Source organism: Prevotella sp. TCVGH (assembly GCF_023522295.1).
GTDB lineage: Bacteria > Bacteroidota > Bacteroidia > Bacteroidales > Bacteroidaceae > Prevotella > Prevotella timonensis.
Genome location: NZ_QFFX01000019.1, coordinates 23,295 through 36,764, shown reverse-complemented (window position 1 = coordinate 36,764; position 13,470 = coordinate 23,295). Strand labels below are relative to the sequence as shown.

The 13,470-nt window shown below is 41.6% G+C and carries 12 protein-coding genes and 1 tRNA gene; 9 read left to right on the top strand and 4 right to left on the bottom strand.

Going from position 1 to position 13,470, the window contains the following annotated elements; genetic code table 11:
- Nucleotides 1–112: 112 nt before the first annotated feature.
- Nucleotides 113–1,342 (bottom strand): nucleoside recognition domain-containing protein, encoded by a 1,230-nt coding sequence (locus DEM91_RS05370; protein WP_103003574.1) that lies wholly within the window; start codon nucleotides 1,340–1,342, stop codon nucleotides 113–115.
- Nucleotides 1,343–2,222: 880 nt separating this feature from the next.
- Between DEM91_RS05370 and DEM91_RS05365 the strand changes: the two genes are divergently transcribed.
- Entirely contained in the window at nucleotides 2,223–3,047 is an 825-nt protein-coding gene (locus DEM91_RS05365; protein ID WP_249858227.1) for an alpha/beta hydrolase, read from the top strand.
- Between the two features lie 31 nt (nucleotides 3,048–3,078).
- Nucleotides 3,079–4,158 carry a phosphatidylinositol-specific phospholipase C gene (locus tag DEM91_RS05360; protein WP_249858226.1) on the top strand — a complete coding sequence of 360 codons (1,080 nt, stop codon included), beginning with the start codon at nucleotides 3,079–3,081 and terminating at the stop codon, nucleotides 4,156–4,158.
- Between the two features lie 96 nt (nucleotides 4,159–4,254).
- Here DEM91_RS05360 and DEM91_RS05355 read toward each other — a convergent pair whose 3' ends face one another.
- Nucleotides 4,255–5,430: a TlpA disulfide reductase family protein gene (locus DEM91_RS05355; RefSeq protein ID WP_195253226.1), complete on the bottom strand. Its 1,176-nt coding sequence runs from the start codon at nucleotides 5,428–5,430 to the stop codon at nucleotides 4,255–4,257.
- Nucleotides 5,431–5,708: 278 nt separating this feature from the next.
- Between DEM91_RS05355 and DEM91_RS05350 the strand changes: the two genes are divergently transcribed.
- The 4 genes from DEM91_RS05350 to DEM91_RS05335 all read left to right on the top strand — a co-directional run bounded on the left by DEM91_RS05350 (nucleotide 5,709) and on the right by DEM91_RS05335 (nucleotide 9,605).
- Nucleotides 5,709–6,224 carry a HutD family protein gene (locus tag DEM91_RS05350; RefSeq protein ID WP_249858225.1) on the top strand — a complete coding sequence of 172 codons (516 nt, stop codon included), beginning with the start codon at nucleotides 5,709–5,711 and terminating at the stop codon, nucleotides 6,222–6,224.
- Between the two features lie 225 nt (nucleotides 6,225–6,449).
- Nucleotides 6,450–6,902 (top strand): DIP1984 family protein, encoded by a 453-nt coding sequence (locus tag DEM91_RS05345; RefSeq protein ID WP_249858224.1) that lies wholly within the window; start codon nucleotides 6,450–6,452, stop codon nucleotides 6,900–6,902.
- 397 nt (nucleotides 6,903–7,299) lie between these two features.
- Nucleotides 7,300–9,120 carry an arginine--tRNA ligase gene (gene argS, locus DEM91_RS05340; RefSeq protein ID WP_249858223.1) on the top strand — a complete coding sequence of 607 codons (1,821 nt, stop codon included), beginning with the start codon at nucleotides 7,300–7,302 and terminating at the stop codon, nucleotides 9,118–9,120.
- Between the two features lie 14 nt (nucleotides 9,121–9,134).
- Nucleotides 9,135–9,605, top strand: coding sequence for an RNase H family protein (locus tag DEM91_RS05335; RefSeq protein WP_036927592.1), 471 nt, complete (start codon nucleotides 9,135–9,137; stop codon nucleotides 9,603–9,605).
- Between the two features lie 154 nt (nucleotides 9,606–9,759).
- Here DEM91_RS05335 and DEM91_RS05330 read toward each other — a convergent pair whose 3' ends face one another.
- Both DEM91_RS05330 and DEM91_RS05325 read right to left on the bottom strand, forming a co-directional pair.
- Nucleotides 9,760–10,263, bottom strand: coding sequence for a GNAT family N-acetyltransferase (locus DEM91_RS05330; protein WP_249858222.1), 504 nt, complete (start codon nucleotides 10,261–10,263; stop codon nucleotides 9,760–9,762).
- A 24-nt stretch (nucleotides 10,264–10,287) separates the two neighbouring features.
- Nucleotides 10,288–11,163: a hypothetical protein gene (locus DEM91_RS05325; RefSeq protein ID WP_249858221.1), complete on the bottom strand. Its 876-nt coding sequence runs from the start codon at nucleotides 11,161–11,163 to the stop codon at nucleotides 10,288–10,290.
- A 129-nt stretch (nucleotides 11,164–11,292) separates the two neighbouring features.
- Between DEM91_RS05325 and crcB the strand changes: the two genes are divergently transcribed.
- The 3 genes from crcB (at nucleotide 11,293) to DEM91_RS05310 (ending at nucleotide 13,452) form a co-directional block, all read left to right on the top strand.
- Entirely contained in the window at nucleotides 11,293–11,670 is a 378-nt protein-coding gene (gene crcB, locus DEM91_RS05320; RefSeq protein ID WP_249858220.1) for a fluoride efflux transporter CrcB, read from the top strand.
- A gap of 172 nt (nucleotides 11,671–11,842) precedes the next feature.
- A tRNA-Ile gene (locus DEM91_RS05315) sits at nucleotides 11,843–11,916 on the top strand.
- A gap of 312 nt (nucleotides 11,917–12,228) precedes the next feature.
- The gene (locus DEM91_RS05310; protein WP_249858219.1) at nucleotides 12,229–13,452 is read left to right on the top strand and encodes a site-specific integrase; all 1,224 of its coding nucleotides are present in this window, start codon (nucleotides 12,229–12,231) and stop codon (nucleotides 13,450–13,452) included.
- The last annotated feature ends 18 nt before the right edge of the window (nucleotides 13,453–13,470 follow it).

The window sequence follows — 13,470 nt, the reverse complement described above, 5'->3', positions numbered from 1 at the left end:
GGGGAAATATTGATAATCTATGTAATTCATTTCTCTATAAACTTTTAACTCAAAAACATAAAAACTAAATAACTCATCAACTTGTCAACTTGTCTACTCGTCAACTTGTCTACTAAAAAAACAGATACGCAATGGCTATTGCCGCAATGACTCCTGCTAAATCTGCCAGCAATCCACACACCACAGCATGACGGCTATAACGGATATTTACACTACCGAAATACACTGCCAAGATGTAAAACGTCGTATCGGTAGACCCCTGAAAGATACAACTTAAACGTCCTACAAACGAGTCTGCACCGTATGTCGTCATGGCATCCACCATCATTCCACGTGCCCCACTACCTGAAAGCGGTTTCATCAGTGCTGTTGGTAGCGCTCCCACAAATTCGGTATCGCCGCCAACAGATGCCACACACCACTCTATGCCTTCTACCAAGAGGTTCATAGCACCCGATGCACGAAACACACCAACACCCACGAGAATGGCTACCAAATATGGAATGATTCGTACAGCTGTTGTAAAACCCTCCTTGGCTCCTTCGATAAAAGCATCGTACACATTCACTCTCTTTCGCAAGCCGGCAAGGATAAACAGCACAATAATCGTCATGAGCAGAATGTTGGCCACACTGGTACTCACCACGTTCATGGTGTCCTTACTCATCTGTCCAAAACTCCAAATGATGAGAGCCACGAGTACGCTCATACCTCCTAAGACACCAACCATCACTTTATTGAGAAGATTGATTCTTTGATAAAGAGAGGTGATGACAATACCTGCCAAAGTAGAAAAGAAGGTGGCTAACAAGATAGGGATAAAGATATCTGTGGGCTGTGCTGCTCCCAGTTGCGCCCGATACACCATGATACTCACAGGTATCAATGTCAGTCCTGAAGTGTTCAGAACCAAGAACATAATCATGGGATTGGTAGCTGTGTCCTTCTTGGGATTGAGTGTCTGCAACTGTTCCATGGCTTTGAGTCCTAACGGTGTGGCTGCATTATCAAGCCCTAACATGTTAGCGGCAATATTCATAAAAATACTTCCCGTAACAGGATGTCCCTTAGGGATGTCGGGAAAGAGTTTAGTAAACACGGGTGAAAGTATGCGTGACAAGACAGCAATCACTCCACCTTTCTCGCCTATCTTCATGATGCCAAGCCACAACGACAACACTCCAGTTAAGCCCAAAGAAATCTCGAAAGCGGTTTTCGATGAGTCAAAGGTTGAGTTCATCATAGCGGGAAAGACTTCCATGTCGCCCATGAAAATCATTTTCAACAAAGCAATAACAAAAGCAATGATGAAAAATGCTACCCAAATATAATTCAATACCATAGGCTGCAAAATTAAATAAAAATGACGGCACACCCAAGCAATCAGATGTTTTTTCAGTTTTTTGCACACGGCTCTTTCGTGAACGACAGCTATTTTTCCACCGAACGGCACCAACGAAACAACGTTTGTAATATAGGATTGGTATGCTGTATGAAAGGAAATTAAATGCTGAATTTTCTTTACAAAGTGCCTCTCAAAACTCGCGTGTAATCCACCAAGGGCAAAGTTGGTCGCAAATACGCGAAATATAAGAAAGTTTCGTAACCCGTTGTTATTGAATTTGTTATACTTAAATCATCTCTTTCTTTTTGCAATTTTACCACTCTTTTGCGACTGAAGCATTGAGATAAGCGTCCAATTTGCATGTTTTAATGCCGTTGAAGCATGTGAATAACACCTCTATTGAGTGTTTCCAAGACCGCTAAGTACATGTTTCAGCCTGAAAAGACGTTTATTTTGTTCAAATCAGCGCATTTTTGCTGGTCGTTTGCCTATTAAATTTTTCTATTTTGAAGATTTTAGATGGTCGTTTTTTGGTAAAATAATAAGACAAAAAGCAACGGATGCCTTCACCAAATCATCATTAAAATGTAATAGCCCCTCATACATTTCACTCAAGCTGCAAACCCACACAAGTTTGCTTTTTTGTTTCAATTCGTTTTTATATGTGAAAAGATGAAATTTTGTTTGCAGGTCAACTGAATGCGTATTATCTTTGCAAAAGGTGGACACAAAGCTTCTCTCGAAGATAAACATAACTTTCTCTGGAGAGGAGCAAGGGGCGATGTACCATTTTAACTAAATAGAACTCAGGCTAACAAGACCTGCAAACCCCTGTCGTTGTGTGTACTCCTTTCATACGCTCAAAATAAAATCACTCATGAAGCTAAATAAACTTTTATCCATTTTTCTCTTCTTGTCGCTCACCATCAACACATCTGCACAGCGTGTTTTAGAAATGAACATCTGGAACGGACGTGTCCCCCATCCCACTGGTGTGGATACCGATACGGCGAAGATGCGCATATATCTACCAGATGCCAAGCGTGCTACGGGGCGTGCCATAGTGATTTGCCCTGGCGGAGCTTATGCCAAACTTTCCATGGAAAACGAAGGTACGGCATGGGCACCATTCTTCAATGACATGGGGATTGCGGCAATTGTGCTAAAATATCGGCTACCCAATGGGGTAGCACAAGCACCTATCAGTGATGCAGAGCAAGCCATGAGACTGGTAAGGCAGCATGCGCAGTCGTGGCACATCAACAGAAACGATGTGGGCATCATGGGGTCGTCGGCAGGAGGTCATTTGGCTTCTACCATTGCAACACATAGCAGAGGGGATGCCAAACCAAACTTCCAGATTTTGTTTTATCCTGTCATTACGATGATGCCTGACTTTACCCACAAAGAGTCACATGACAACTTGTTGGGACGTAAGCCAAGCAAGCGTGAGGAGCGTGAATATAGCAACGACATACAGGTAACACGTGTCACGCCCAGAGCCTTTATTGCTTTGTCAGACGATGACAGTGTGGTGCAACCAGCAAATGGTGTGAACTATTATTTTGAGCTATATCGCCACGATGTACCTGCCTCTTTGCACGTTTATCCCTCTGGAGGGCATGGATATGGATTTGATAGTAGGTATAGATATCACGTAGAAATGCGTTTGGATCTGCAAGCATGGCTACGTAGTTTTTAATGACTCTTCTTGTAATCATACGTTTCGCCCCATGAACAAATATTTTATGAGCTGTCTATGGCTCTTACTGAGTACTGCCACGACAGCGTTTGCCGAGAATTGGTTAGCCGCTATCAACGATCATGTGTTTCTTTACGAGCTGTCTATTCCAGGGACACACGATGCTTGTACGGGGAACGGATTTGTTGAAAAAGACGAGAGGACAGGCAAACAATATGCGCTCACTCAAGATGTAAGTTTGGGTAACCAATGGAAGTCGGGAATTAGGGCGTTTGACTTGCGCCCTGCCGTGCATATAGATTCCGTTGGTAATCCGTCGTTGGTTATTTTTCATGGAACATGGCAAACACGTCTTTCCATGAAAGAGGCACTTGCCACGCTACGCGACTCGTTGAGAAAGAACCCATCGGAGTTTGCTATTGTCCTGATGCGTCACGAAAACAGTGCTGATAAGAATGATGAGCGTTGGGCAGGACTCATGAAAGAGTTGTTACATGCCCCAGCTTTTGAAAACTTGTTTGTTGCATATCACCCCCATTTGACCTTGGGCGAGATGCGTGGAAAAATTTTACTGTTGAGTAGAGATGTGTATGCGGACAAACCGATTGGCGCATATGTACGTGGCTGGACGCACGAACCCGGCTTTGCACTGCAATCTAAAGGCGAATTATATCATGAGGACAGTCAGGGTGCGCTCTATGTGCAAGACTTCTATGACACCAGCGAGGGGAAACAAGCGGTAGCCTTGAAATGCCAAAGTATAAAGCGTTTGTTGGACTTCTCTACAATGTCGAGGCAGCAAGAAAATGCGCACTGCCCCCTTGTTATTAACCATACTTCGGGTTATGCAGAGAGTGTCGTGGTACAAGGCGAGCGGATAGCAACATCAGAAGGCTATAGGAAAAACGCCTCCGTCACCAATCAGTATGTCATTCATTATCTAAAAAATCTTCCACATACAGGGGCATTGGGTATCATCATGATGGATTATGCTGGGGTAGACATCTCTGGACGCCATAAGGTTAAGGGATTCACATTGACCAAAGAAATCATCGCTCACAACTTTCGTAACGAAAAAAGACCATCATCAATTCCTCAAAGGAATGTCTGATAGCCTTTTATAAGTGTTGAAGGTGCGCATCAACATCCTGCCGTTGATGCGATAGTTACCCCATACGTGAGCACACTCTACCTTCTTTTTAGTATTTTATAACAGCGATTCAATCTCTGCGTTGATGTTCTTGATTTGTACGTCTCGCTTTTGCAACGTATTGTTTTTATCAATGATAAAGAACGTAGGTATGGATTGTATGTTATAATTGGTCAGTATTTGCTGTTGCTCATCTTCGGCTGCATACACATTTATCCATGGCAATGCCGCTGTTTGGGTCTTCCAGAAGTGTTCGTTGGGGTCAACCGATACTTGATAAATCTCAAAACCACGCTCATGATACTTATTATACAGCTCTCGAAGCATCATAATACGTTGAGTAGATTCCTTTGAGGCAAAAATATGAAAATCTAATAACACCACTTTTCCCTTCAAATCACTAAGCTTGCGAATGTTTCCACGGTTATCGGGCAAGGCGATGTCAATGAGACCGGTGGTAGCCATCTTACTGGCATCAATTACTTTCTGTTGGTTGTTGCGGATAATACGCACATCTTTCATCCCCTCAATCGCAATGTTATGAAGGTTCTCTCCTCGCTCTGCGTGTGGATAATAGGTATCCCAACTGGTGGCAACAGCTGCATAAACCTTTATATCGTCCTCACTGGTTCGTGGATTGAACACCAACACATTGGCGTCACCCCAGTGAATGGTTTGGAAAAGGGCAAAGTACGCATAAGCTTTCATGGGTTCTTTGAAAATGTAGTTCAGCTTAACATCGTTTTTATAAGCTGCCATGACCTTGTGCAAACTGTCGTCCATGACCTCGGAAGTAAGGTTGATATTTTGGGCAATGTTGTTCACCAAAGCCTGCAAGCCCATTTGCTTCAAAGTAAGTTCTTTTATCTTCGAACAGTTGTCAGAGCCGCTTACTTCATATTGTGACGCCATCGTTGGATACGAAGCCTTTACCTGAACGGTCTCGGTAGAGTCGATGGACAGGTTAATAATTTGTCCAGCAATGCGCAAACGATAAAACTCGGGAGCCTCAGGTGCTTTCTCACTAAAACTAAATGCACCGTCTTCGCCTAATTTCACCGAGTCGAGAACCTTGGGACCATTCAGCCCCATGTTTTCAAAATATAAAGTAGAATCTTTCGCTTGTGCGATGTTGCCATTGATGTTGAACTTCTTCTGCGTACAAGAAACAGAGCATAATGTCGCTAACGCAAAAGTAGCTAAGCAGAAAATATTTCGCAATGTCTTTTTCATATATACCTTGTTTGATAACGTGTAATGATTGCTGCAAAGATAAATCAAATAATTGAGATACGGAGCAGTGTGCAATATTTTTTTCCTTTTCGACTTTTGGTTTTGCAAGTGTGAATACTCAGAGTTTCCAACACATCATCATCATCGTATAAAAATCTTTGAAAAGAGTGCGTACCTTTTATTTTTATTTGTATCTTCGCCACATCGTTCATTGCGAAAGTGGCTTTCACTCGAACTTTGGGACAAAGCTATCTTTCTATCATCAAAACCAACAAAAGATGTTCAAAATTATTCAACAATCAGATTATAAGGTAAACAAATGGAGCGGCGGCATCACAAGAGAGCTGTTCATCCTCCCCCATGACAGTAGTCTTGCAGAGAGAAACTTCAACCTGCGAATATCGTCAGCGGTGATTCACCTCACGGAAAGTACTTTTTCTGACTTTTCACACTATCAACGCTTTTTGTTACCTGTTGAGGGAAACATCACCTTATATATAGATGGGCGTGCGCACCAACTGAGTAATGACCTTCCTTTCGCGTTCGACGGGAGCAAAAGTGTTCGTTCGGTAAACAATAGTGGAGCTATCGATTTCAATGTCATTTGCCGTAAAGACTACAAAACAAAGGTTACTGTCGTCCACAAAGGAGAGAGCGAAAAGGACACCACCACCTTTATTTTTGCCCTCGAGGACATCGATATCAATGGCAGAAAGGTGGAAAAATACAACTCTGTCCTCACAACCGAGCCTTACAAGTTTACAGGAAAAGCAGTGGTAGTAGAAATTCCTTGAACTGTAGTTACGGCTGATACAAGAAAGAAATCTTATTGAATAAGTCAGAAAGTTCATCCAAAAGGAGGACTGTTTCAATTATTTTTTGTATCTTCGCCATACCAAACGTTGGGTAGAAGATATTGAATACGTACAACATCAATAAACGCTCAACGCATGGCAAAACGAAGGACAGCGAAATGTTGTCCGAAAATTCTTTTATGAAAACCATCTAAACGCATCCACATGAAATTAGCAGAAGCACTAAGTATTCGGAAAGATTTGCAAAAGAAGATAGACCAACTCAAAACTCGGTTGGTACAGAACGTTAAAATTCAAGAGGGAGATGAACCCGCTGAGCATCCTGACGAGTTGCTAAAAGAGTTGGACGATTGTCTCATTCAACTCCAAAAGTTGATGTTGCAAATAAATATTACAAACATTCAAACCCAGCATAATGGGCGAACATTAACCGATATGATAGCCGAACGAGATGTACTCACAAAGCGCATCTCCATTTTGCGCGATATGTTTGAGCAGGCATCTCAAGGCATGGATCGCTATTCACGGTCGGAGATAAAATACGTAACGACCATTAACGTAAAGGATTTGAACAAAGAAATAGACCTATACGCAAAGAAACTGCGCAAATTGGACATGCAAATACAAGCAGCCAACTTTGAGGTAGACTTGATATAGTCGCCATACAGCAAGCCATTTGCTGTTTGCGAACATCACATAATGGTGTAATCTTTTAGAACAGGGCGAGTTGAAACCTTTTGAATCGTGTGATCAAATGAGCTGTTCGGAACCAACAGCATGATTCTTTTTGAATCAAGTTACGGTGCAGGTTCAGCACGTCAGCACACGAATGCATGGCGTATAGCGCATGGTGTACGACCATCAACTGACTGTATTTTAAGAGATGAGGGTGGGAAGTGGGATAAAAAACAGCGGTTACCCAGTTGTTTTGAATTAAATGTTGTACCTTTGCAGCGCATAACTCTTCTATTGATAAAGCATCAAAAAGTTTGATATGTGTGCTTTTTAAGCATGAAGATTGTTTCAGTGTCAGTAAATTTTATTTTTTATTAGCATGAAAATTGAGAACCAAATTGCAAGTTCGGTCATTGCTTCAGTGAAAGAACTCTATGGTCAAGAGGTACCAATGTCAATGGTACAACTACAAAAAACAAAGAGTAACTTTGAAGGAAACCTCACCTTAGTGGTTTTCCCCTTTTTGAAAATATCCAAACAAAAGCCCGAAGATACAGCAAAGGCAATCGGTGAACTATTGGTTCGAGACTGTCCCGCGGTGGCAAGTTTCAATGTAGTGAAAGGTTTTTTGAACCTCAACATTGCCAAAGAAGCATGGGTAGACCTATTGAACGACATTCATGCGGATGAGAAGTTTGGTGAAAAACCAGTAACCGAAGACTCGCCACTCGTGATGATAGAATACTCGTCACCTAACACGAATAAACCGTTACACTTAGGACATGTGCGAAACAACTTGTTGGGATGGTCATTGGCACAAATCATGGAAGCCAACGGCAACAAGGTGGTGAAGACGAACATCGTGAACGACAGGGGCATCCATATTTGCAAATCCATGCTTGCATGGCAGAAATGGGGAAATGGAGAAACACCCGAATCGAGCGGAAAGAAAGGCGATCACCTCATTGGCGACTACTATGTGGCATTTGATAAGCATTACAGAGCCGAACTGGCAGCACTGAAAAGCAAGTATATGACTGACGAAGGGCTGGACGAAGAGACAGCAGAGAACAAAGCAAAAGAAGAGTCAGCATTGATGAAAGAGGCGCGTGCCATGCTTGTGAAATGGGAACAAGGCGACAAGGAGGTACGCACGTTATGGAAAAAAATGAATAGTTGGGTTTATGCTGGCTTTGACGAGACGTACAAGGCATTGGGCGTAGGCTTTGACAAGATATATTACGAATCAGATACTTACCTCGAGGGAAAGGCTAAAGTAGAAGACGGACTCAATAGAGGGCTGTTCTTCCGAAAGGATGACAACAGTGTATGGGCAGACCTTACAAAAGAAGGACTGGACCAAAAGCTGTTGCTTCGTTCTGACGGCACCAGCGTGTACATGACGCAGGATATTGGTACAGCTGAAATGCGCTTTAAGGATTTTCCTATCGACAAAATGATATATGTGGTTGGAAACGAGCAGAATTATCATTTCCAAGTGCTGTCAATCTTGCTTGACCGTTTAGGATTTAAGTGGGGCAAGGAGTTGGTACACTTCTCATACGGCATGGTTGAATTACCAAACGGTAAGATGAAAAGCCGCGAGGGAACTGTTGTCGACGCCGATGAGTTGATAGCAGAGATGATTGCCGATGCTCGCAAGACCAGTGACGAGTTGGGCAAGTTTGATGACATGAGCGAACAAGAAAAACAAGACATTGCACGCATTGTTGGATTGGGAGCCCTCAAATACTTTATCCTGAAAGTAGATGCACGCAAAAACATGCTGTTCAACCCAGAAGAGTCTATCGACTTCAACGGCAACACAGGACCGTTTATTCAATATACGTATGCGCGTATCCGTTCGATCATGCGGAAAGCCGAGGCAGAGGGCATAAAACTGCCCCAGCAATTATCTACAAATGCTCCTCTGAATGATAAAGAGATTGCCTTAATTCAGAAGCTGAACGACTATAAAGCCGTGGTAGAACAGGCTGGCACTGACTACAGTCCAAGTGGTATTGCAAACTACTGTTACGAACTGACCAAAGATTTTAATCAGTTCTACCATGATTACAGCATTCTTAACGCCAATTCAGAAGAGGAAAAGACAGCTCGCTTAGTGCTTGCAGCGAATGTGGCAAAAACCATTAAGAATGCCATGCAATTGTTAGGTATCGAGGTTCCAGAGAGAATGTAGAAAAGAGCTGGCGGATGAAAGATAATTGTGTAAATCCTCCTGATTATCGACACGACACGGTATTGCCCTTGCCCTTAGAGGTAAAGGCAAACGCTTGGGCTGTGGATGCCGCATGTTCGGGCAATCCCGGCCCAATGGAATATCGGGGGATAGACTTGGCTACGGGGGCTGAAGTTTTTCATTTTGGTCCCCTACATGGCACTAATAATATAGGTGAGTTTTTGGCTATCGTACACGCCTTGGCATTGTTAGAGAAGCAAGGTGATACACAAAAAACGATTTACTCGGATAGCTACAATGCCATTTTGTGGGTGAAAAAGAAACAATGTAAGACAAAATTGAAACGCACCCCACAAACCGAACCGCTTTATCAGATTATTACAAGAGCCGAACAGTGGCTACGCACCCATGCTTACCAAAATCCTGTCATCAAATGGGAAACAGCAAAATGGGGTGAAGTGCCTGCAGATTTCGGACGAAAATGATGGAGCTGTTATCCCTATGCGGTGCTTTGCTTTTCGAAAGTCTTTGATAGAAAGTGCGAAAAGACATTTCATCAGCTTCACAACGATGGTGTTGATGCAAATGAACAGGAGCATCTTTTTTGTTTTTCAACATCCAACAAAGAAAGAGCAAAGGCTATACTAACTTTTCAAAAGCAAGGCGTTGTTTATTTTTATCATAATTGATAATACCACAATAAGTAAACCCCAGTTGCTGTAAAATACCAAGCATCTCGACATTGTCATTATTGGTATCTATTTTTATGCTATGTATTGTTTGACTGATGCATAAATTTTCCACTTCATGAAAAATTTGTTTGGCTAAACCTTTCCCACGAACAGTTGGACTGATAGCCAATCTGTGCAACACAAAATAATCTTGTTCGCTCAGCCAACGCCCCTGAATATCATGGTATTTCGGTTCTCCATTCTTTGCTATCACAACATATCCCACGATTTCTCCTTCAGCGTCGAGTACATAAGCCTGATGAGACGTGATATCCTCCATCACATTTTTTGCACAAGGATATTCCGCTGTCCACTGGTGTCTACCTGCTTTCAACATCATATCTCGAGCCGTACGGAGAACTTTCCACGCACCAATGAAGTCGGATAGCGTTGCCTCACGAAATTTTATCATGACGATTCGGAATATTCAAGAATACTAAGACGCTTTTATATGGATGGTGATGGTTGCCCGATTTCCATCTTTGTTCTCAAGTTGATACACCACTTTGTCTTTATCCGTCTTTGGAACTTCGAGTTGTAACCACGGATGTGGATAAATAAGATGGTCTAATTTTTCATCATTAATGACGAGATTAAAGGGACTTTCCTTATCCTCTTCTGTAAGAGTCCATTGTCGTGCTCCAAACAGAATTGAGAAGCAAAGGTGTTCTCCAGGACTTCCTTCTACTTCAAGATGGTTGCTGGTGAGGTCCCAACCCTTATGGATAGAAACAGTAACAGAATTAACAACTCCCCTACTATCTGTCAAGAAAAAAGACATCGTACCTGGCTTGAGACTCTTAATCATGAGTAAACCTTTTTCGTTGATAGAAACTTGAGCAGCATCTCCTCGGATGGTCTTTTCAATAATCTTGTTTTTTCCAACTCCATACTTGATAGCATAATAAGAGATAACGCCATAATCTTGGTAAATACTATGAGAGACAGGAATTAAATCTGGATGAGTACAATGAATTTGTAGGTATATTGGAAGTTGGGTTGCATCTGTAATTTTAAGTGTCGTGAATTCCTGATTCAGTTCTACCTTGACATGATTATCATGAATCACTATCTTGGGCGATGTGAGTGCGTCACTGTTGGCATCTTCAACCTTAAATGTTCCTTTGTAACTAATGACATCAAACGCAATTGAAAGTTGATCTGTGGTTAGTTCAGGGGCTACCGAAAGAGTTGGTGGTGTAGGCTCTGGCTCTTCAAAAGTATCCTTACACGAAGTCAAAGCCCATGTTGTCAAGGCTAAGGAAAGCCATACAAGTGCCTGTGTATAAGTTCGGTAATAAATTTTCCACATAACTAAATCATTTGAAAACCAATAAATATGATTTGGTAAAGATACTATTTTTTTAAGAAAAATCACCAAACGAAAGTTTTTATTAAAAGAAGAAATCTCTTTTATCATAATTCTTTATACCTTTGCCACATGAATATATTCCGCAGTTTGTTATATGTTGCCGTTGGTGGAGCCATGGGGTCTGTAGCCCGATATCTACTTTCTAAATTCGTGTCATCGAGTGTTTTGTCGGTATTTCCCTTCGCAACCTTTATCATAAATCTTCTCGGTTGCTTCCTCATTGGCATCTTTTGTGGATTAGCAGAACGAAATGTAGCTATTCAAGGTGACATGAAACTGTTATGGATTACAGGCGTCTGTGGAGGTTTTACCACGTTTTCAACCTTTTCAAACGAAAGTCTGTCACTTTTACAGAACGGACATGTTTTATACGGAGCTTTGTATATTGCAGGCAGTGTCTTCCTTGGAATTTTAATGGTGCTTGTTGGATTGCGCCTTGTCGGTTAAGGGATTTTCTTCGTTTATAAGACAATCTTTATTCCATTTATTTCGCTAAATACCGCAGTTTTTCACAAAAAAGTGTGTAAAATGATAGAATTTTAGGCACCAAGCTATCGAATATCAATTTTATTTTCTATCTTTGCATCCGCAAACTTATCATGCATCATAGCAATAAGTCGGACTTGTAGCTCAGTTGGTTAGAGCAACAGACTCATAATCTGGAGGTCCCTGGTTCAAGCCCAGGCTGGTCCACAAAGAGGTTTCAAGAGGATGTCAAACAACACGTCATTTTAGCCTTCAAAACAAGGATAATCGCTGTAAAATCAAGGTTTTACAGCGATTTTTTGTTTTTTATCCATATTCGTTTGACTGCCAAACCATACCTTTTGATAGTCATCATTCGGTCATTTTCTGCTACAGAAACTGCTACACAAAAGCAGGCTCGCAAAAAAATGTAGCAGTGAATGGAAAATGACTACCAAATTGACGGCATACAAATATCTCGTTTTCAACAATTTATGTCGAACTTTGTAGCCAAGAAAGCTACACTAAAAATGATGCGTTATGAAAACGACTTTCAAGGTGTCCTACTACCTACGTTCCAACTACGAGAACAAAGAAGGAAAATCGCCTGTAATGCTCCGAATTTATCTCGGAGGCGAAATGGCTAATCTTGGATCCACTAAAATTTTCGTGGACAAATCTAAATGGAGCAACAAAACCAGCAGAATGATTGGTAGAACGGCAGATGCTCTCTCCGTCAATGCATCAATAGATGCAATGACAACAACTTTGATGCAGATCTATAGGAAATATGAAACCTCTGAAAGCTTGTCCTTAGATCTTATCAGGTCAGTGTTTCTTGGAACAGATAAGGAATTTACAACTTTTCTCCCTATCTTTGATAAATATATTGACGCCATTACGCAACAAGTTGGTAAGACACTGACAAAGGGGACGTTTTATAAGTACAAGGTGGTGAGGCAGAACTTTCAAAGCTTCCTACAAGCAAAGTATCATCGTAAGGATATTGGACTGACAGAACTGACAAGTGCCGTTGTTCAGGACTTCGAATTATACCTTACATCCGTTGTAGGTGGTGTACATAACACAACCACCAAGAAATTGAGAAACCTGAAAACGGTCGTGAACTATGCGAGGAACAGAGGACTTATCATGCATGATCCATTTGCGAATCACAAGCTGCGCTATGAATTGGTAGATCGTGGCTACCTCACAGAAGAAGAGGTACTCCGTATTATGAAGAAGCACTTTGACATAGAACGGCTGGAGTTAGTAAAGAATATTTTTATTTTTTCCTGCTTTACAGGATTAGCCTACATTGACGTATATAATCTTACCTACGATAAGATTGTTACTGTCGAAGACAGACAGTGGCTTATCACCAAGAGGTATAAGACAAGCGTAGATGAAAATGTCATGCTGCTGGATATTCCCCTTGCCATCATAAGAAAGTATTATGACATTAACAGAAAAGGTGGAAAGGTATTTCCAATGATGAGCAATCAACGTATCAATTCATATTTGAAAGAAATTGCCGACCTTTGTGGAATCAAGAAGAATCTCACCTTCCACATGGCAAGACATACTTTCGCCACTATGTCTATATCCAAAGGGGTTCCAATGGAGTCTGTGTCTAAGATGCTCGGACATACGAACATCAGAATAACACAGATTTATGCCCGCATAACCAATAAGAAAGTGGAGCATGACATGGAACAGCTTGCTGACAAACTCGGCAAGTTCAATAAGGCAATGGGCATTTGATAATATAATAAAATGTAT